The following is a 21,110-nucleotide window of genomic DNA, read 5'->3' on the forward strand; positions in this document are numbered from 1 at the left end:
GGATCTAGGCGGTCGTGTCACGCCCTAGCGCTTCCAGCCACGCTCGGGTCTCTGGCGGATCAATATCGACCAATGGGGGGCGTGGTGAACCTCCGGAAAAGAGGCCGACTGGGAGTACGCGCGTAATCACAAGTCGTACATGACGAGCCGTCTCATCACGCTCAACGACATCTACTCGTTCGATCCGAACGCGCAGGTGAGCTGGGATCCGTTCATCGACATCATCGGACGCCATTTCAAGCAACCGAAGGAAGGGCTCGGATTCGACGGTTCGCCCTCGGCGCACATGTGGCGCACCATCATCTGGCCGACGAAGTTCCTGTGAGACAGACGGCGGGCGATCGCGGCAACGCGGTTGCCTGCCGTGGCGAGGCGCGCCGGTGGTAAGGCCGACTTGGGGTAAACGCACCTTCCCGACGCGGATTTTGTCCTGATATAAAAACGGGACCGTCGCATCGACGAAATTCCTGAGCCAACGCCGCCGACTGGCGCACGCGTAGCCGACGCCGGAGTGCATTTGCATGTCGCGCAATCTGTATTCGCCGTATATCGATTCACCGTATCTCGACTATGGCAACCTGAGCGACGACCTCACGGCGGCGCCCGGCACACTTCTGTTCCCCGACTCGGCGGCTGCGCGTGTCGAGCAGGTCGGCAACGGACACCATTACCGGCTCGAATACTGCAACGGTTACGCAGACGGGCGGACCGAGTTTCACGCGCAGTCTCCCGCCATGTGGATGACCTATGCCGACGTCAGCTTCAAGAACGTCGTAAGACGGCGCACCCACGGACGCAACACGCTGCGCATCCGCATTTCCCGACGCGGTGCCTGTTCCTATTCGATTGACGGTAAGCATCTGAGCCTCGACGGCCCGAACGTCGGCATCGTGGCGGAGCCGGAGAACATGTTGCCCGGCGACGTCAGCGAACAGGGCCACCATCAGGTCACCAGCTTGTGCATCCACCGCGACGCGCTGCGTGGCTTGTACGCCGGGGAGGAGGCGAGCCTGCCCGTTCCCATCCAGCATTTTCTCGACGGCTCGCTGCGCCAGAGCTTCATGCACTCGGCACCCATCGCGCCGGATATGCTGGACTGTCTGCAACAGTTGGCCGATTGCTCGATGGAAGGGCGCCATCGCTCGCTTTTCCTGCAAGCCAGAAGTCTGGAGATTCTTGCCCGTGCGATGGCCTCGATCAGCGATGGTATGAATCCGTCGGACGACGAACACGCACACCCAGAAGTGAGCCGCATGACGCGGCGCGCGGTATCCAAGGCGCAGGTGATTCTTCAGGAGAATTTCGTCACGCCGCCATGCCTCGATACGCTCTCGCGTCAGGTCGGCCTGAGTCGCAGCAGCCTGTGCGCAGGTTTCCGTACTCTGGTGGGCAAGAGCATCTACGAATACGCGCACGAGTTGCGCATGCAGCAGGCGTTACGGTTGCTGCGCGAGCCGGGCGTGCCGGTGACCGATGTGGCCTATGCCGTCGGCTACCAGCATCCGAGCAGCTTCTCGGTCGCCATTCAGAAGCGCTTCGGCCTGTCGCCCCGGGCACTGCGCTCGCGCAGCGCCGGTGGCGGCGTGAGCTTTCCTGACTGACGCCGTCGGCTGGGTGTCAGACGTGCCGGAGCGTGATCGCGGCGACGTGCAGCATCCGATCGACGACATCTTCGACAAACGCCGGTGATTCATACGGGAAGTTGTGCCCATTGCCAGCGGGCGCGAAGATCTGCTCCGAGCGTGTCGACGTGGCCAGATAACGTCGACGAACGGCCGTCATGATGGCCAGATACCGCTCGAACCCCGCTTCATCCACACCCATGCGAGAACGTAGCTTCTGCGCTGCCTGGGCGGTGCCGGGCCGCATCTCAGAGGGGTCCGACGGCGTGACGACGAAGACCGGCAACCCGTCCAGTTCGCCGTCGTGAACGTGGGCGTCGAACCCCGAACGCGCACTGCCCGACACGCTTAGCTCCGAGAGCGCCGACGCGGAACTGAACCCCGCGCTGGCCCGCCACTCGATCGGCTCGAAACCCATCGAAATCGCGTCGGTAAGCCGACTGCGCACCAGTGCATAGAGGCGTGCGACGTCTGGCTGCCAGCGTCCGACCAGCGCAAAGAGGTCTGCGTGGATGCCAAACAGGTGCAGCAAACCCGTCAGGTTGCCGACCACGCACATCATCGTTGGACGCATGCACGCCGGTCCGTAGTTGAAGAAATCGAAGTGGGTAGCGTCGAGCAGCACGAGCCCGCAGACGAGGTCGGGGCGACGACGCGCGATGTTCGCGACCAGCAGTCCACCGAACGAATGACCGGCGAGCACGAACGGCCCGCGTTCCCCGGCGTTCTCCAGCGCGGCTACGATCTCCTGTGCTTCCAGCGCGGTGCTACGCGGGAACGGGCCAACGTCGCTCCAGCCGGTGCCCGCACGGTCGATCAGAATCGAGCGCGTACGACCGCGAAACAGCTGATGCAGATGATGCAGGGCGAGCCCGCCGCTGTGTGCACCCGGCATCCACACGATGGCGGGCAGGTGCGTCACCTCGCCTTCGGCGAGCACGTGCAGGCGATAGCCGCCCACGTCCACAAGCTTGCCGGGCGGCGCAAATTTAGCACGAATGCTGGCGATCCGAACCATGTGATAGAGCGCACCGGCCAGGAGCAGCAGGCCGATGCCGAGCAGTCCGGCACCCACGGTGGCGGCGCCTGCGAGACAACATGCCAGGCTCGCGAGCAAGATCAGAGCGGCGATGGGGACGCCCGCCCAGTCACGGCTCAACAACGCCGGTATCCAATTGCGCATGTCTCTGTTTTTCCCTTATGTAGGCCCCGACGGGCGGGGCGGCAATCGTCGCGATGAGGATACCCGGCTGGCGGTGCTTCGGCGCAAGTGGGTAGCCGGGATAAAACGATACCGGCTACCGTGCTTGCGCGCTTAGTCTCGCGTCCGCAAGACTGTTGCCCCGTGCCGAACGGCGTCCCCCGTTTGCCGGACGCGCGCAAAAGCATTCCGGTCGGCGGCAAAAGGATACGATGCCGAACGCCACTACATTGATGTCATGCTGCCGTTTGCCCGTCGCGCCGTGGTGACAACATTTGCCGAGGCCCGACAACGGCCGGGTGATCTCTCAACGATGGAACGTTGCTATGCAAATCCTGAAGGACCGGCTCGACGAATTGCTCGAACAAGCCGTGCAAAGCGGTGCCGTGGCCGGTTACGTCGCTGGCGTGAGTCGCGGTGGCGAATGCATCGCGTTGGCGCGCGGTAAGGCCAATCTGAACACGGGCGCGCAGATGCGCGTCGACACCCGGTTCCACATCGGCTCGGTGACCAAGATCCTCACCACGCACCTGCTACTGAACTACGTCGATGCAGGGCGACTCGATCTCGACGACCTCGTCGTCACGCATTTGCCGTCGTTTCGCCTGCGTGAGCCGGGTGCGGCCGAGCGTCTGCGGGTGCGTCATCTGCTCAATCACACCAACGGCATCGACGCCGAATGCTTCAGCCCGATGGACGAGAACGGTCCGGGTGCGACACGCGATTATGTGGAGAAGCTGCGCGACTTCGGCACGCTGTTCGGACCGGGTGAAGCTGTCCACTATTCGAATCCGGGCTTTGTGGTTGCCGCGAGGCTGATCGAGAGGATGTCCGGCAAGGCGTTCAATCGCGTGCTGGAAGACGAGCTCTTCGCGCCGTGCGGCATGACGCAATCGTGCACGTCGGTCGAACAGGCCGTTCTGCATTCGCATGCGGTGGGCGCGTTCCCCGACCCGGCCACGGGGAAACTGCGCGCCACGCTGTCGTTCATGTTGCCTGCGTCGCTCGCCGGGGCTGGAGCGACGCCGATGTCGACGGTGGCCGACATGCTGCGCTACGGCGAGATGCACCTCGCGGGCGGACGCACCGCGTCGGGGCAACAGGCGCTGGCGACCGAGCAGATCGAGGCGATGCGCGCGGTGACGTTCGACATGAAGTCACCCAACGTTCCCCCCGTCGGTCTGGGCTGGTGGCAGGTGCCGGTCAGCGGCGTCACGGTCTACTGGCATGGCGGCACGACCATCGGAACGACGAGCACCTTCGTGGTTTGCCCCGAATTGGATCTGGTCGTCGTCGCGGGGGGAACGGGGCCGGGGGCCAATGCACTTCATGATCGTGTGTTGCTCGAAACGCTCGCCCATCTGGGATATGAGCGCGCCGTGCCGTATCGCCGCACACCGCTTACTCGCCCGATGTCCGACTATACGGGCGACTATCTGCATTACCCGATGCACCTGCGTGTTACTAACGTAGCGAACGAGCGACTCTCGGTGCAGGCCGATTGGCGCGTGATGGACGAAGCGATGTTCCGCTCACTTGTCTGGCCCGCGACCGGCGAAGCGTTCGACAAGTTCAACAGACGCTTTGCGTTCGATGGCGGCTCACTGTACGAAGTCGGCCTCACGCCCATCGCGGACGGGCTGTTCCTCCCGGACGGCCTCAACGATGAGGCCATGTGCGGCATCCACAGCCGGATCGGACTGGTGTCGTTCCACGACGCCGAGGGACAACTGTCCGGTGCCCACACGCGGCTTCGCTTTATGCGCCGGGCCGACTGACACGCGGCGCGTCAGGTCGGTGAGGCGAGATGCCGAAACTTGCCGGACGGGCCCTGTAGATATTCAACTGATTCCCAGCGCTTTTTCAGAAATGGTGACGATAATATTTCGGAATGCTAACGTATTTGACGGTTGGTCGGAGGATTTGCGACCTGGCTGCGACGTGCTGGTGGTCGATGGCGAAATCCGTGACGTCAGCGAGACCGCTTTGAAGGTGCCAGCGGGTACCGAGGTGATCGATTGCGCCGGGCGCGTCCTGATGCCCGGATTGATCGATGCCCACGTACACGTCTACGGCGCCGGGCTCGACGTCTCGAAAGCCGTCAAGCGTCCGGGGACCTATCTGGCCCACTACGCGGCGCGTTTTCTCACCGGTTGTCTGAATCGGGGCTTCACCACCGTGCGAGACGTTGGCGGCGGCGATGTCGGTCTTGCCACCGCGTTGCAGGATGGATTGTTGGAAGGCCCGCGCCTGTTCTACGGAGGGCGTGTGCTCAGCCAGACGGGCGGGCACGGCGATATGCGCCCCGGCGACCACGATCTGGATGCGGCGCACGCCATGTGTGGCTGCGCGAGCCATATGGACGGCCTTGCCGTGCTCGCAGACGGGGTCGACGCCGTGCGCCGGGCGGTTCGCGAAGAACTGCGTCGCGGGGCGTCGCACATCAAGATCATGGCCTCTGGTGGCGTCGTATCGCCCACCGATCCGCTCGATTGCTGCCAATACTCGGACGACGAAGTACGCGCGGCGGTCGATGAGGCGACGCGCATGGATAAGTACGTGGCGGCACATTGCCATCCAACGGCGGCGATTCGCCGTTGCGTCGAACTGGGCGTGAACTCCATCGAGCACGGAACGATGATCGACGCTCCCACGGCGGCGCTCGCTGCCGAACGAAACGCGTTCGTGGTGCCGACGATGGCGATTCAGCATGCACTACATGCGCACGGGCGGCGCATGGGGATGCCGGAGGCGAACCTCGCCAAGATGGAGTGTGTGGTGGCGGCCACCATGCAGGGGCTGGACATCATGCGTCGCGCGGGCGTGAGCATGGGCTTCGGCACGGATCTGCTGGGCGCGCTGTGCGATCTCCAGTCGACTGAGTTCACGCTGCGTGCGCGCGTGCTGCCCGCCATCGAGATCCTTCGCTCGGCCTGCGCCGTGAACGCACGCCTGCTGCGGCAGGAAGGGCGGTTGGGCTGTATTCGCCCGGGCGCTTGTGCCGATCTTCTGGTGGTCGACGGCAACCCGCTGCACGACATTTCCGTACTCGCACGCGGCGACGAAACACTACGGGTGGTCATGGTCGCCGGTCGCTTCCATAAGCGGGCGTTGCCGTAACACGCCCGCCCGTCTTCCGTCTTCTCTTCTCTCTCAATCGAACTTCTTACCGATCAGGATTGATCATGCGTATTTTTGTCGCCTCGATGGCGCACGAGACCAACAGCTTTTCCCCGATTCCGACGAGCCTGCATTCCTTCGAGGAGCGCATTCTCTACCGCCCGGAGGGCGGTGTGCCCGATGCCCGCGCCAACGATCTGCTCGGCTACGGCGTGTTTGTACGCGAGGCGCGCGCCCGGGGGCACGAGGTCGTCGGTTCACTCTTCGCGTTCGCCGAGCCCGGCGCGCCTTGCGGCAAGGCGGACTATGAGACGTTGCGCGACGAGATCCTTCGCGATCTGTCCGCGGCGGGCAAGATCGATGCGGTGCTCTACCTGTTGCACGGCGCGCAGATGGCGCAGGGCTACAACGACTGCGAAGGCGATCTGCTCGCTCACACACGCGCCATCGTGGGTCCGGACGTCGTCATCGGCGTGGAGTTGGATTTGCACGCGAACGTGACCGAAGCCATGACCGCGAACTGTGACATCCTGCTCGCCTGCAAGTATTACCCGCACATCGACTTCGACGAGCGTGCGGTCGATCTCATGAATCTGACCGAACGTGCGGTGCGCCGTGAGATTCGTCCGGTGGTGCATTTCGAGCGCGTGCCGATGCTCGGCATGTTCTTTACGACGGAGCCGCGCATGGCTGAAGTCAATCAGTCGGCGATGGAACGGGAGGGGCGTGACGGCATTCTGTCGGTGTCGCTGATTCATGGCTTTCCCTGGTCCGATTTTCCGGAGACGGGCGCAGGGGTGCTGATCGTGACCGACGGCCAGTCCGAAACGGTGCGTGTGCACGCACAGGACCTCGCCAGGCGTTTCGCCGCCGTGCGCGATGAGACGGCCGCGCTGCGCGCGTCGGTGCCGGAGATCCTCGACCGCATTCAGGCGGCACCGCCGTCGAACGGTAGTGGTCCGTTCGTCATCGCCGACGTGGCCGACAATCCAGGCGGCGGCGCAGGTTCGGATTCGACGTTCATTCTGGAGGCCGTGCTTGAGCGGGGCTTGCGCAACGTGGCGGTGGGCATGCTCTGGGACCCGATCGCCGTCACCTTTGCTCGCGACGCCGGTGTGGGGGCGATGGTGCGCCTGCGTCTGGGCGGTAAGACCGGACCGCGCTCGGGCCGTCCGCTGGATGTGCTTGCGAGGGTGGTCGCCGTCAACGATGGGTTCTCGCAGCACGACGACGACTTCCGGTTTCCCGGCCCGGCGCTCGGACTTGCCGCTGTACTCGAAATCGACGGCGTGACGGTCGTGGTGAATTCCACGCGCCAGCAGACCTACAGCCCGAGTTGCTTCACGGACTTCGGCATCGACCTCAAGCGTTTCGACATCGTTGCGGTGAAGTCCAGCCAGCACTTCCGCGCGCTGTTCGGTCTGTTCGCCCGCGAGATCTTTTATTGCGAGACGCCGGGTTCGCTCAACCTCGACTTCCGTGCCGAAGACTATGGCAATCTGCGTCGTCCGATATGGCCGTTCGACGAGAACGCCGTCTGAACGAGCGAAGCGAGGTTCCCTATGCGCAGGATGTCGGATGAAGCGGATATGAACGAGCCACGTTGGACGCAAGACAAGGCATGGGGCACGCCGTTACCGGGGGCGGCGTCGCTGCGGCGCGCCTGGTATGCGCTGGTGGTCCTGTCGCTGATCGCGATTCTCGGCATCACTGACCGGCAGATGCTGACGCTGGCCGTTGAGCCGCTGAAGCAGGACTTCCGGTTAAGCGATACCGAGTTGGGGCTGATCGTGGGATTCGGGCCGATTCTCTTCAGCGCGATTGCCTCGCCGCTGCTCGGCTGGCTTGCCGACCGCGTGGATCGGCGGTGGCTGATGGTGGTGTGCATTCTGGTCTGGAGCGCGGGCACGGCTGCTTGTGGGCTTGTCACGCAAAGCTGGATGCTCTTCCTGTGCACGCTCACGCTGGCCGTGGGCGAGGCGGGTCTCGGACCGGTCGTCTACAGCCTGCTCCCCGATCTGTTTCCGGCCCGCCTGCGCACGACCGCGAACACAATCTTCTTCGCGATGTCGCTCTTCGGCGCGGGGCTTGGCATTGCCGGTGCGGGCGCGATCTTCCGTCTGGCGGAGCCGCTGGCGCGGGAATTGTCGATGGACACCTGGCGTCTCGCGTTCCTCATCGTGGCGGTGCCCGGTCCGGTCATCGCGGCCCTGTTCGTGCCGATCGGGCATCCGCCGCGGGGCGGCGAGGGCGCCCGGACGAGCCACGTGGCACCGGAGACCGTGGCGCAGTACTGGCGCCGCTCGGGCCGTATGCTCACCTGCCTGTTGTTCGGCTACGCGCTGTCGGCGTTCTATGTCGGTGCGATTCTCGGCTGGGCACCCGTGTCGCTGATTCGCTATTTTCATGTCGACCTGGCACAGGCCGGTGTGTATAGCGGCGTCGCCATCGGCGGCGGGTCGGTGATTGGCGTGATTTCCGGGGCCGTGATGGCGCGCGGCCTGCGACCTCGCTTCGGGCATCGAATGCCGGTGGTGGTTGCCTGCGCGATGGCGTTGGCCGGTGCGGGGCTGTTGTTGTGCCTGTCGGTGGCCACGACGGCGACGTGGCTGGTCGCCACGATGACTGGCATTCTCGCCGCCTACATCACCGGCGCGGCGCTCACGCCGACGCTGCTGCAGGACGTTGCGCCGCCACATCTGCGCGGACGCGTGATCGGCGCGTCCTCGCTCATCACCTACATGTTCCAGGCCATCTCGGTCCCGGCCGTCGGCGCCGTCTCCGACGCGTTGCACGGCACACACTATGCGCTTCTGAAAGGCACGGCATGGCTCGGCATTCCGGCAGCGCTCGCCAGTGCGGTGCTGTTCGCCGTTTGCCTTCGCGCCATGCAGGCACGTGCCCGGCCGCAGGGCGACACGCGCCACGGCACCGCCACGCTGTAACGGCCATGTGACACGCCGTCGCTCAAGGACGGCAGCCAATGTTTTCCGGCGACCAGCAAAAGCGCCCCGAAATTTGGATCCCTACATTGGTGTCAGTGCGACGGCAACCGGCCGTATCCCGGTTGCCGCATCGTCGGCGCATTCATGTCAATCGGCGGGAAACCAAAATCACGAGGGGATGGGGAAATGAGAAGCAAGCGACGCCGTGTCGTACCGGGATCGATTTTCGTCAGACGTACCTGGGTTGCGGCCTCGGTCATGAAGTTGTTCTTCACCGCAGCAAGCGCGAGCGCCCAGACGGCACCCGTCGCACAGGCAGCGCCTGCAGCACCGGTGCAGACCAACCCGTCGGACGAGCAGGGCACAAAGGGGGCAGGGGGTGCCGTCACGCTCAACTCGGTCGAAGTGACAGCCAATCGCCGACGCGAACCGGCGCGCGAAGTGCCGATGAAAGTCGACTCGCTGTCCGCCGACGCGTTGCAAAAGGCCGGGGCCACCAAGCTCAGCGACTACATCGCCACCGAACCCGGTGTAGGGTTCAACAGCGCTGGGGGCCCGGGACAGGCGACCATCTCGATGCGCGGTGTCACCGCAGGCAAGGACGTCGGGCCGACCGTGGGCGTCTATGTCGACGACGTTCCGCTGGGGTCGAACACCGTGTCCGGCGGCGGTGCTTCGCTGGCGTTCGACATGGCGTTGCTCGATCTGAATCACATCGAACTGCTGTTCGGCCCGCAGGGCACGCTTTACGGCGCCGGAGCGATGGGCGGATTGCTGAAGTACGTCACCAATCAACCCGATACGGAGAGTTTCTCGGGCAACGTCGGAACGACGATGTCGTCGACGTGGCACGGCGGGTTCAACAACACGGTCAACGCAGTCATCAACCTGCCGATCAAGACGGATGTCGCGGCGCTGCGCATTGCGGCGTTCAACACCCACGATGCGGGTTACGTCGACGCGGTGGGGACGGCAGGCGGCTCGCGCATCAACAAGAACGATACTACCGGCCTGCGCGCGTCGCTGCTGGTCACGCCGACCAGCAAGCTCACGTTTCGTCTGACGGCGACCGTGCAGAACATCAATGCGAGCGGCCAGAACTATGTGAACTACGGCATGAACGGCCAGCCGGTCTACGGCCGTCTCACGCGCCGGCTCGATCTGGCCGAGCCATACCATCAGAGCAATCAGTTCTTCACGGCCAATGCCGAATACGATTTCGGATGGGCGCGAATGAATGCCATCTCGGCCTATCAGTCGCTGCGCACGGTCTCGAACGCGGACTTCACGTCGTTCTACGTGCCGATTCTCGCGGCAGGGGGGATCAACGCGAGCACGGTGGGCGCTCGCTCGGACGTCAACACCAACAAGGTGACGCAGGAATTTCGTCTGACGTCACCGGGCAATCGCACCATCGAGTGGGTGGCCGGTGCGTATTACGACCATGAGCGCAGCTCGCAGCAGCAGGTGTACAACGCGACGCTGGTCGGCGGCTTCACGCCGCCGCCGCTGGAAAACCTCGGCTACTCGACGACGTACCAGGAGATCGCGGGTTACGGCGATATCACTTACAACATGACGTCGCGCGTGGCGCTGACGGCGGGCGTGCGTATCGCCCACAACAGCCAGGACTATCAGCAGAACACGTCCGGGTTGCTCGTGCCTGTCCCGTTCTCCGCACCGGGCGAGTCGTCCGACACCAGCAAGACGTACATGTTCACCGCGAGCTACAAGCTCACGCCCACGAGCAACGTCTACGCGCGCGCGGCCAGCGGGTACCGCCCGGGTGGCCCGAACAGCATGGCCGTGAGTGCGGTGACCGGCACGCTCGTGTCGGGGAGTCCCACGTTCAAACCCGACACGTTGTGGAATTACGAACTTGGGTACAAGGCCGATCTGTTCGACAAACGGCTGTCGGTGGCGCTGTCTGCCTACGATATCGAATGGCGCAACATCCAGCAGTACGGGGCGATCGATGGCGTGGGACAACTCGTCAACGCCGGTAATGCGCGGATCAAGGGGCTGGAGCTCTCCGGCGCGGTGCGCGCCACGTCGGCGCTCTCGTTCAACGCGTCGATGGCGGCGATCCGCGCGTACCTGACGGATGGGAGCGCGGAAGTCGGTTCGCGCACGGGCGATCTGCTGCCGAACACGCCGAAGTTCGCGGCCTCCATCGGCGCGACATACCGATTCCAACTGGCGGGCAATCCGGCATCCGCGAGCATCAGTGAGCGGTTCGTGGGCGAGCGTCATTCGAGCTTCTCGGGATCGACGGGCACGCCCGACTTCGTGCTGCCGTCGTACGCGGTCACCGATTTGCAACTCGGGGTCAACCTACGGTACGCCAGCCTGTCGTTCTTCGTGCGCAATCTCTTTAACCGCAACGGCCTGCTGTCAGCCAATACGAACTTCGTGCCGCTCGGTGGCAGCGCGCTGGTCTCCGTCATTCAGCCTCGCACGATCGGCATGCAGGTGAGCGTGCCGTTCTGAGCATGACCGACACTCACCGACACGGAAGGCAAACCATGCTTGGCGAACTCTCTCCCGAGCGGGCCGTCACCGGCCACGCACACGGTTCATACGGCCCACGCCGCTTCGGCGGGCGCGCGCAAAGTCCTCTGCGCCGGTTCGGTGGCATTGCCTTGGTGCTGGCGTTGCACGCCGCACTGATCTATGGGTTGTTGAACGGCCTGGCATCGCAGGTCGTGGCAGTCATTCAACAGCCGATAGAGGCGCGTCTCATCGCACCTGTAAATCCGCCTCCTCCGCCACCGCCGGTGGTGAAGCTGGCACCACCGAAGGTTACGCCGCCGCCGCGGCCGTTCGTGGCGCCGCCGGAAGTGCCCGTGGTGAGCACGCCGTCGACGGTGTCGATTCAGTCGACGCCCGTGGCTCCGACCAGCCCAACGCCTGCGCCAGTGGTGGCGCCCGCGCCTGCCGCGAAGCCGGTCAACAGGGAAGTCGGCGTGGTGTGCCCCAACTCGGAACAAGTGCGGGCCTCGCTGCGCTACCCGCGCGAGGCGCTGGAAAACAACATCACGGGCGACGTGCTCGTGGAGTTTTCCGTCGACACGGACGGGCACGTGTCGGGCGAGCGCGTGATGCGTTCGGCCGACCCGGTGCTGGACCGAGCTGCGCTCAATGCCGTCCGGCGTTTCAGTTGCATCTCGCAAGGCCAGTCGGTGCGTGTGCAGGTGCCGTTCTCGTTCAACCTGAACTGACGACGAGTCAAGCCGCCGCGCTGGCGGACCACATTCGTCAAGACAACGATTTCGTTAATTTTCGGTAGTCATGGAGTCTCTATGAACATGCGTTTCTTTGCCGCACTGGCGGCCAGCACGACTATAGCGATGGCCGGTGGCGAAGCGCTGATCGCACCGCACACCGCACATGCGCAGGCCGCAAGCGCTGCGGCGACATCGCCCGCACAACCCGTGCCGACCGACGCCGGGCAGACGCCAGCGCCCGGCGCGTCGCCGAGCGCGCAGCCGGTGCCTCCTCCTGCGCCTGAGACCGTCACGAACGTGACGAATCCCTATGGCCTGAGCGCGTTGTGGGAAGGCGGCGATTTCGTGGCGCGCTTCGTGCTCGTGCTGCTGGTGATCATGTCGATGGGTAGCTGGTACATCATGGTGACCAAGTTCTTCGAGCAGTTTCGTGCCAACCGTCGCGCCAGTCGTGCGGATGAGCAACTCTGGAGCGCACCCTCGCTGGCGGCCGGTGCAGCGCAACTGGAGGAAGCGTCGCCGTTTCGCTTCATCGCCGAAGCGGGTATCGATGCGAGCGAGCATCACGAAGAGGCGTTGCTCGAAGCGGTCGATCGCAATACCTGGATCGACGTGTCGATCGAGCGCGCCGTCACCAACGTTTCCAATCGTTTGCAGGATGGACTCGCGTTCCTCGGTACGGTGGGCTCCACCGCACCGTTCGTCGGCCTGTTCGGCACGGTGTGGGGGATCTATCACGCGCTCACGGCGATTGGCGTGGCCGGGCAGGCGTCCATCGACAAGGTGGCTGGCCCGGTCGGTGAGGCGCTGATCATGACGGCTATCGGTCTGGCCGTGGCGGTCCCCGCCGTGCTCGGGTACAACTTCCTCGTGCGACGCAACAAGGCGGTCATGGAGCGCGTGCGCGGCTTCGGTGCGCAGCTCCACACCGTGCTGCTCGCGGGCGGCAAGCGACCCGGGCGCAACGGCGTGCGCGCGGCCGGTTGAACGTACGGAGCCTGTCATGGCCATGAGTACGAAGTCCCGCGAGGACGAAGACGAGGTGATCGCAGACATCAACACCACACCGCTGGTGGACGTGATGCTGGTGCTGCTGATTATCTTCCTGATCACCATTCCGGTGGTCACGCACACCGTGCCGCTTTCGTTGCCCAACGAGACCGTGCAGCCGCTGCAGACGCAGCCTAGAAGCATCGAGATCGCGGTGAACCGGCAGGGGGATTTCTTCCTGGGCGAGACACCGATGGATGGCCCGGCATTGCTTGCGGCGCTCAAACGCATATCGGTGCAGACGCCGCAGCCCACCGTGCATGTGCGCGGCGACCAGATGACGCCGTACGAATTCATCGGCCGCGTCATCACGCTGTGCGAGCGCGCAGGTATCGATAAGGTGTCGTTCATCACGCAGCCGCCCGCGCGCGGTGGTTAGGCGTCAGCTATGGGAATGAACATATGGGAATGAACGTATCGCAGGGCAAGGCCGGAGGCGAGCCGGAAGTGATGGTCGACATCAACACGACGCCGCTCATCGATGTCATGCTGGTGCTGCTGATCATGCTCATCATCACGATTCCGATCCAGATGCACGCCGTGAAGATGAATCTCCCGGTGGGCAATGCGCCGCCCACCGCACCGCCTGAAGTCGTGCGCATCGATATCGGTGACGACGGCGTGATGCTATGGAACGGGGTCATAGTGCCCGACGGACGTGCATTGGAGAGTCAGTTGACGCTGGTGGCCCGCGCGCCGGTGCAGGCCGAGATCCACTTGCATGCGGCGCGTCGCGTGCCGTATCGCGATGTGGCGGCGGTCATGGCATCGGCCCAGCGCGTGGGGGCGACGAAGCTAGCGCTGATCGGCAATGAATGACGGCGATCCGACGACGTCGGTCGGGCTTATGCCGCAACGCCATAACCTTGTGTGATTCGCTTCGTTGACCTCCGGAGGGCGCCACCGCTATTTTGGGCGTTTCTCCGGCTCCTCTTAGGTCGACGTCGCCCATGCGCTTTGCTCTGGATCCACTGCTCCGCCATCCCACGCGTCTGACACGCGTTCTGTTGATGGGTCTGTCCTGCGTAATGGCGGCACCTGCCGCGCATGCCGAAGGGCGCATCCGGATCGCTGAACAGTTCGGCATTGTGTACCTGCTGCTCAATGTCGTACGTGATCAGCAACTCATTGAACAGGAGGGCCGCAAGCTGGGCGTCGACGTCAAGGTCGACTGGGCGAGGCTGTCCGGCGGCGCGGCCATCAACGATGCGTTGCTCTCCGGCGCTATCGACGTTGCCGGTGCTGGCGTGGGGCCGCTGATTACCGTGTGGGATCGGACCTACGGACGTCAGAACGTGCGTGGTGTGGCGTCGCTGGGCAGCTTGCCGTATTACCTGGTGAGCAACGATCCGAAGATCCGGACCATCGCCGACTTTACGGAGAAAGACCGCATCGCGCTCCCAGCCGTGGGGGTCTCCGTGCAATCGCGGGTGCTTCAGTACGCGTCGGCCAGACTGTGGGGCGATAGCGCCTTCGACCGACTGGACAAATGGACACAGACGATGTCGCACCCCGATGCCGCAGCGGCGATCATCGCCGGTGGCACGGAGATTACGGGACACTTCGGCACACCACCGTTCCAGGAACAAGAGCTGGCGGCCAATCCGCGCGCGCATATTGTGCTCGATTCCTATGAAGTCCTCGGCGGCCCCAGTTCAGCCACGGTGCTTTACGCCACGGAAAAGTTTCGCAACGATAATCCGAAGACTTACCGGGCCTTCGTTCTCGCGCTTGCCCGTGCGGCGGACTTCGTCAAGCGGCAGCCGGACGCTGCGGCCGACACCTATTTACGTGTGAATCAGTCGAAAACCGACAAGAAGCTGCTGGTGAGCCTCATCACCGACCCGAAGGTCAACTTCTCGATTACGCCCCAGAACACGCTCGGACTCGCGCAGTTCATGCAGCGCGTGGGGGCGGTGCGTCACAAGCCCACGTCCTGGAAGGACTACTTCTTCGACGAGCCCGCACTGGGGCAGGGTAGTTGAGATGGGAGCGACGAGCGCCCTGCAACCCCTGCGGCCAGTGGACGGCGACGCCGACGTTGCCGCTACCCCCGGAGAAGTCCTCGGCGAGCGTGTGCTCGAGGTGCGCGAGCTAGATATCGAGTTTCGTACGAAGGGTCGCCATGTCGCTGGTGTGAGCAACATATCGTTCGATGTCTATGACGCCGACCGTCTCGTGCTTCTTGGGCCGTCGGGCTGCGGCAAATCGACTTTGCTCAAGGCCATCGGCGGTTTCGTCAAGCCGACACGTGGTGAGATCGTGCTCGATGGGCACTCGGTCGCCAAGCCGGGCATCGACCGGATGGTGGTCTTTCAGGAGTTCGACCAACTCGCGCCGTGGAAAACGGTCGCGCAGAACGTGATGTTTCCGCTGCGCGTCGGCAAAGGGCTTTCGCGTCGCGAAGCACGCGAGCTTGCCCTCGATACTCTGGAAAAAGTCGGACTCTCCCGATTTGCCGACGCATTCCCTCACACGCTCTCGGGCGGGATGAAGCAGCGCGTCGCCATCGCCCGCGCACTGGCGGTGCGGCCACGCGTGTTGCTTATGGACGAACCTTTCGCAGCCCTTGACGCGCTAACGCGTACACGCATGCAGGAAGAATTACTGCGTTTGTGGGAAGACACGCGTGTCACGCTCATGTTCGTGACGCACTCCATAGAAGAAGCGCTTGTCGTAGGCACCCGGATCGTGCTGCTCGACGGTCAGCCGGGACGTCTGCGGGCCGAACTCGACGCGGGAACGTTCGGGCTCGACGAGGTGGCATCCCCGGACTTCCGGCGTGCAAGTGCACGTATTCACGATCTGCTCTTCGGCGAACAACTGCCGTCGCGAAGCACTGGGGAGACGGCATGAGCTCGCTTTCGCCCAAGCCGGTCCGAATTCGCGCGTCGCGCCGCCCCGAAAGAATTTTCCCGAGGACGCCACGCGCGTCCGCGTTGCCGATTGACGGAAAAGACAACGACGCAGCGGGCAGGCAGGTTCGATGGCGGGCGGTGAGTCCGAGCGTCTGGCGAAAGCTGATCATCGGTGTTGCGCTGCTCGTGCTGTGGGAAATCGCGGCCCGATGGGTCGACAACGATCTGCTGCTGCCGGGCGCCAGTGCCACCGCACGGGCGTGGTGGGAGAGTGCGGCAAGCGGGGAGTTGTTCGCGCGCACAGGCACGTCGCTCTGGATGCTGCTGCGAGGATACGGCCTTGGTGTGTTGTGCGCGTTCGCTCTGACGTCGCTGGCCATGTCGAGCGCCGTGGGGCGCGATCTGCTCTCGTTGCTAACGGGCATGTTCAACCCGCTCCCCTCGATTGCGCTGCTGCCGCTGGCGCTGCTTTGGTTCGGGCTAGGCACGGGCAGCCTGCTGTTCGTGCTGGTGCATGCGGTGTTGTGGCCCTTGTCGTTGAGTATCTACACGGGTTTCGAATCGGTTTCGCCCACACTGCGCATGATCGGACGCAACTACGGACTGTCGGGATTGCGGCAAGTCGCCTGGATTCTGACGCCCGCTGCACTGCCGTCGGTGCTCTCCGGGCTGCGTGTGGGCTGGGCCTTCGCGTGGCGCACGCTGATCGCCGCCGAACTCGTTTTCGGGGCGAACACGGGGGCAGGCGGACTGGGCTGGTACATCTATCAGAACCGCAACGAGCTATACACCGACCGCGTATTCGCCGGTCTGCTGACGGTCATACTGATCGGCTTGCTCGTGGAGCATCTCGTCTTCGATACGCTCGCCCGGTGGACGGTGCGGCGCTGGGGGATGCAAAGCGCATGAGGGTATGGCGGACGATACTCGTCTAAGAAACTGCGCAATTTGGCCACTCCGGAGGGGGCGGTCAAACAGATCCCGGACGTAGCGGCGCGGACATGACCTTGCCATCGGGCGAATCCGGGTAGCGAACTACCTTTCGTTGTATTACATTCGGTTTCCGATGCATCGGGTGAACAGATTGCATCGTTCCAGTGCTCAAGCAATTCAAATAGAACGGCATCTCAGAGCACTGGTGTTCGAGAACTGCCGTACTGCGGGGGAAAGGCCGAATCTTCTCGGTCGCCGGTCGCCATGCACGGCCCAATACGAGAGGATATCCGTGGTCTCACGCAAACTCAGGCGTGCTTCGCGTCGTGCTCAAAAAGCTCAGTTCCCATCGACCATAACGCTGGCAACGCCTGGTGTGCGTGGCGCGCTTCCCTCGTTGGTCAGACGTCCGTTTGGTATGCAAATCGTTCGAACTGCTGGCAATGCGGCGGTCGCATTGGCGCTTGCCGGGACCGCCCCTGCGCTGTGGGCGGCCGGGACATGCGGCACGGGTGACATCAGCGGCTGCGGCGCAGCCGGAGGCGATGGCGCTTCGGCGCGGGGCGGCGCCGGTGGCGTTGGCAACGGGCAGGGCGGCGGTTCGAGTACGCTGGATACAAACAGCGTGACGGTGCCGGTTCCCGGCGCCTGGGGAGCACAGGGGACAGGCGGCACTGGCGCGTCCGGCGATGGTGTTCCGGCGTCGGCCGGGGCGCCGGCACTGATCGTCGTCTCCGACAACATAACGTTCAATACGTCGACGAGTGGCCTCGACGGCAGCGACGGCACCAGCGGAACTAACTTTGCCACCGGTGGCAATGGCGGCAACGTCGGACTTTTTTATTCCGGCCGCAACATCTTCGTTTCGGCGGCGCTTACCGGCGGTGCCGGGGGCCAGGGCGGCAACGCCCTCGGTGGCGTGGGCAACGGCGGCGGCGGCGGAGGTGGTGGTGCCGGGATGATGTCAGTCGCGGGAATGGCATCGATCAACAATTCGGGGACGATTACCGGAGGGGTAGGCGGTGTCGGCGGTTCCGGGGCTTTCGGCGGTGGCGGTGGCGGTGGCGGCGACGGGTTGCTCGCGCTTGGCGGGCGCGCCGACATCGTTAACACGGGCACGATCTCGGGCGGTGCCGGAGGGGCCGCGGGTACTGCGACCTTCGCAGGCGGCACGGCGGGCAGTGGCGGCATTGGCGTTAATCTCGCGGGAACGGCCAACACGCTTGCAAATGCCGGAACCATCTCGGGCGGCGCCGGTTTGACCGGTGGTGTCGGCGTACGCACGCGCGGTAACGACGCGATTGTCAATGACGGCCTCATCATGGGCGGGATGAACAATGGTGGCACAGCGCGCGCCGCGGCCATCGAGTTCGGTGGCCTGAACAACGCGCTGAATCTGCTGTCCGGCTCGGTCATACTCGGCGATCTGCTATTCGACGCCGGTGCAAGTGCCACCATCGCCGCCCTCAATTCCGGGCTGACGCTGAACAATGCCATTGTTCTGAGCGACGCCGCGTCGAACGTGATTTTCTCGACTGCGAGATCCGGCTTAACGATGACAGGCGCGGTATCGGGCGCTGGCACACTGACGCTCGGTGGCGTCAACTCGAATGTCTTGACGATGACGTCGGTCAATACGTATACAGGAGCCACGACGATCGGCAGCGGCACGCTGGCGCTATTAGGCAACGCAAGCATCGCGGCATCGTCGGGGGTGACAGTGGCCGGTGTGGGCGGCGTTGGCGGTGTGTTCGATATTTCGGGCGTGACGGCGGGCACATCGATCAAAGCGCTTTCTGGCGGCGGTGCCGTGCGACTCGGCGGCCAGACGCTCTCGCTCACCAACGCGGCCTCGGCATTCGATGGCGTCATCGACGGCACCGGTGGCGTACACCTGCGCGGCGGCACACAGACGCTAACCGGCGTGAATACCTATTCCGGCGCGACGACCATCGATAACGGCGCGGTGCTAGCCCTGACCGGCACCGGAAGTGTTGCGTCGTCGAGCGGTGTGGCGAATAACGGCACCCTCGATATTTCCGCCACAACGAATGGCGCCTCACTGACGGCCCTGACAGGACTTGGGACGGTCTCGCTCGGGGCGCGCACGCTGACGCTGACCCAGGCGGCGGGCGTCTTCTCGGGCACGATCTCCGGTACAGGCGGCCTGACGCTGAACGGCGGCACGCAGACACTTGCGGGCGCGAACACCTATACCGGCGCGACGACAATCAATGCGGGCACGCTCGCGCTTATCGCTGGCGGACAGTTGTCGTCGGCAACGACAGTGATTCTCGGCGGCAGCGGCGCTACGTTCGATGTCTCCGCCGCAGGCGCGCTAACCCTCTCCGGCTTGTCCGGTGCGGCGGGCACGCGTTTCGCCGTTGGCACGAGCACGCTGACGGTCGATGCTGCGAGCGACGCCACCTATGCCGGCGACCTCACCGGCAGCGGGGCTTTCGTCAAACGGGGCGCCGGCATGCTGGTGCTCAATGGGACAAGCACCGCTTTTACCGGCACGACCACGGTTGCGGCGGGCACGCTCGAGATCGGCGACGCCGCGCACGACCGCGCGGTGCAGGGCGGCGACGTTGCGGTCGGTTCGCAGGGCACATTGCGCGGGCACGGCACGATCCTCGGCAGTGTAACCAACGGCGGCATCGTGGCGCCGGGCGGGTCCATCGGTACGTTGAGCGTCGCCGGAAACTACACGCAAGCATCGAACGCTACGCTGGCGATTGAGGTCAGCCCGACGACGGCGTCGCTGCTCAAGGTGTCGGGCAGCGCGACATTGAACGGCGTGCTCGCGATTAGCTATGACCCGGGCACCTATCGGTCGACGCGATATACCTTGTTGAGCGCGGCGAACGGTGTGAGCGGGCGATTCTCCTCGGTGACCGAGGCGGTGTCGGCCGGTGCCGATCTTGGCAATCTGCGCTCCGCCCTGAGCTACGGCGCAAACGACGTGACGCTCGCGCTCAACGATCCGGCATCCGGCGGCCCGGGCGCTTCGGATCCGTCGGGAGGCGTGGTCGTTGCGCCGAAGAACACGAGCGTTTTCACTGCCCTTGGCACGGCGGCGGTGATGAACGCCCAGTCAACGACGGCAGCGGTGCTCGACCAGGCCACGAGGCGGTCCGTCGGGACGGGGCTGGCGACCGGCGATGCGACCTCTGACGAGCCCACGGTCTGGGCGAACGCGACCGGGCTTCACGGGCGTTTGTCCGGCACCGACGGCCAGCCAGGGTTTCAGGAAAACCGTTACGGCTTCCTCGCGGGCGCGCACAAGCGCATGGGGGGCAATACCTTCGGGTTGGCAGGCGGCTATTCCCACGCCGATCTCTCGGAGGCGGGCACGGCGAACTCAGGCATGATCGACACGCTGCGACTGGCCGCTTATGCGAGTCGCGAGATCGGTCCGGTCGACGTTGCGGCATCGGTAGGCTACGGCCTTGATTTCATGTCACAGAAGCGACCGTTCGCGGGCATCGGCACGGCCCAAGGCGATCATATCGGGCAGGAGTTCACTGTAGCAGCACAGGCGAGCGCACCGTTGTCGATCGCCGGAGTGGTGGTCACGCCGCGTGTCGGCTTGCGCTACGCCTACTTCCATGCCAACGGTTTCGACGAAAGCGGTGCGGGCGGACAGAATCTGCGCGTTGGGACGGACAATACGCGCAGCCTTCAGCCCTTCGTGGGCGTAACGTTCGACAAGGCGTTCGGAGAGGTGTGGCGACCGATGCATGTGCAATTTCGCGCAGCCTATGCGCACGAATTGCTCGATGCCGGACGGGCCATCACCGTATCCTCGCAGGACGGCACGATTTTCGTGGCCCCGGGCACGCGCCTGGCGCGCGGCTATCTGACGCTTGGCGCGAGCTTCGGCGTCACGCTCGCGAAGCATCTGGACGTCTCTCTCGCCTACGATGCGCTCGTCAATACCGCACGCGCATCCGCGCAGGCGGGCAGCCTGAAGGTGAGCTACCGGTTCTGACCGAAATCGGCGTGGTGTCGCCCGTTTGGGGAGGCGGGCGGGCCTCGCTGGCATCGAATGGGCAAAGAAAACGAATCTACGTTGTGCGCCATAAGCAAGTGCCAATCCATTGGTACGCGGTATCGCACGTCCCTCTATAGTGGTTCGCTGAATCCAACTA

General features: G+C 64.3%; 16 protein-coding genes. 15 read left to right on the forward strand and 1 reads right to left on the reverse strand.

Annotated features, from left to right (window positions below; all coding sequences use genetic code 11):
• The first annotated feature begins 139 nt into the window (after positions 1-139).
• Positions 140-325 carry a hypothetical protein gene (locus tag PAN31117_RS11960; protein WP_150738379.1) on the forward strand — a complete coding sequence of 62 codons (186 nt, stop codon included), beginning with the start codon at positions 140-142 and terminating at the stop codon, positions 323-325.
• A 196-nt stretch (positions 326-521) separates the two neighbouring features.
• The gene (locus tag PAN31117_RS11965; RefSeq protein ID WP_150738380.1) at positions 522-1,601 is read left to right on the forward strand and encodes a helix-turn-helix transcriptional regulator; all 1,080 of its coding nucleotides are present in this window, start codon (positions 522-524) and stop codon (positions 1,599-1,601) included.
• 16 nt (positions 1,602-1,617) lie between these two features.
• Here the strand turns inward: PAN31117_RS11965 and PAN31117_RS11970 are convergent, their stop codons facing one another.
• The gene (locus PAN31117_RS11970) at positions 1,618-2,805 is read right to left on the reverse strand and encodes an alpha/beta fold hydrolase (protein WP_150738381.1); all 1,188 of its coding nucleotides are present in this window, start codon (positions 2,803-2,805) and stop codon (positions 1,618-1,620) included.
• Between the two features lie 344 nt (positions 2,806-3,149).
• Here PAN31117_RS11970 and PAN31117_RS11975 point away from each other — a divergent pair, with 344 nt between their 5' ends.
• From PAN31117_RS11975 to PAN31117_RS12035, 13 genes are all read left to right on the forward strand, one after another.
• Positions 3,150-4,601 carry a serine hydrolase domain-containing protein gene (locus PAN31117_RS11975; RefSeq protein WP_150738382.1) on the forward strand — a complete coding sequence of 484 codons (1,452 nt, stop codon included), beginning with the start codon at positions 3,150-3,152 and terminating at the stop codon, positions 4,599-4,601.
• Between the two features lie 145 nt (positions 4,602-4,746).
• Positions 4,747-5,943: a metal-dependent hydrolase family protein gene (locus tag PAN31117_RS11980; protein WP_246189043.1), complete on the forward strand. Its 1,197-nt coding sequence runs from the start codon at positions 4,747-4,749 to the stop codon at positions 5,941-5,943.
• Positions 5,944-6,008: 65 nt separating this feature from the next.
• Positions 6,009-7,484 carry a M81 family metallopeptidase gene (locus tag PAN31117_RS11985; RefSeq protein WP_150738384.1) on the forward strand — a complete coding sequence of 492 codons (1,476 nt, stop codon included), beginning with the start codon at positions 6,009-6,011 and terminating at the stop codon, positions 7,482-7,484.
• Between the two features lie 48 nt (positions 7,485-7,532).
• Positions 7,533-8,888, forward strand: coding sequence for an MFS transporter (locus tag PAN31117_RS11990; RefSeq protein WP_174990930.1), 1,356 nt, complete (start codon positions 7,533-7,535; stop codon positions 8,886-8,888).
• A 186-nt stretch (positions 8,889-9,074) separates the two neighbouring features.
• Positions 9,075-11,378, forward strand: coding sequence for a TonB-dependent receptor (locus PAN31117_RS11995; RefSeq protein WP_150738386.1), 2,304 nt, complete (start codon positions 9,075-9,077; stop codon positions 11,376-11,378).
• Between the two features lie 35 nt (positions 11,379-11,413).
• A complete protein-coding gene (locus PAN31117_RS12000; RefSeq protein ID WP_150738387.1) occupies positions 11,414-12,109 on the forward strand; it encodes an energy transducer TonB in 696 nt (231 codons plus the stop codon).
• Between the two features lie 81 nt (positions 12,110-12,190).
• Positions 12,191-13,102 (forward strand): MotA/TolQ/ExbB proton channel family protein, encoded by a 912-nt coding sequence (locus tag PAN31117_RS12005; protein WP_150738388.1) that lies wholly within the window; start codon positions 12,191-12,193, stop codon positions 13,100-13,102.
• 16 nt (positions 13,103-13,118) lie between these two features.
• Positions 13,119-13,544, forward strand: coding sequence for an ExbD/TolR family protein (locus tag PAN31117_RS12010; protein WP_150738389.1), 426 nt, complete (start codon positions 13,119-13,121; stop codon positions 13,542-13,544).
• Positions 13,545-13,567: 23 nt separating this feature from the next.
• Entirely contained in the window at positions 13,568-13,984 is a 417-nt protein-coding gene (locus PAN31117_RS12015) for an ExbD/TolR family protein (RefSeq protein ID WP_150738390.1), read from the forward strand.
• A 191-nt stretch (positions 13,985-14,175) separates the two neighbouring features.
• Positions 14,176-15,150: an ABC transporter substrate-binding protein gene (locus PAN31117_RS12020; protein WP_246189052.1), complete on the forward strand. Its 975-nt coding sequence runs from the start codon at positions 14,176-14,178 to the stop codon at positions 15,148-15,150.
• 1 nt (position 15,151) lies between these two features.
• Positions 15,152-16,021, forward strand: coding sequence for an ABC transporter ATP-binding protein (locus PAN31117_RS12025; RefSeq protein ID WP_150738392.1), 870 nt, complete (start codon positions 15,152-15,154; stop codon positions 16,019-16,021).
• Positions 16,018-16,932: an ABC transporter permease gene (locus PAN31117_RS12030; RefSeq protein ID WP_150738393.1), complete on the forward strand. Its 915-nt coding sequence runs from the start codon at positions 16,018-16,020 to the stop codon at positions 16,930-16,932. The genes PAN31117_RS12025 and PAN31117_RS12030 overlap by 4 nt, the downstream gene beginning before the upstream one ends.
• A 442-nt stretch (positions 16,933-17,374) precedes the next feature.
• On the forward strand, positions 17,375-20,950 hold the full coding sequence (locus tag PAN31117_RS12035; protein WP_174990931.1) for an autotransporter outer membrane beta-barrel domain-containing protein: 3,576 nt from the start codon (positions 17,375-17,377) through the stop codon (positions 20,948-20,950).
• Positions 20,951-21,110: the final 160 nt, after the last annotated feature.

It is taken from the genome of Pandoraea anapnoica, assembly GCF_902459765.1.
Lineage (GTDB): Bacteria > Pseudomonadota > Gammaproteobacteria > Burkholderiales > Burkholderiaceae > Pandoraea > Pandoraea anapnoica.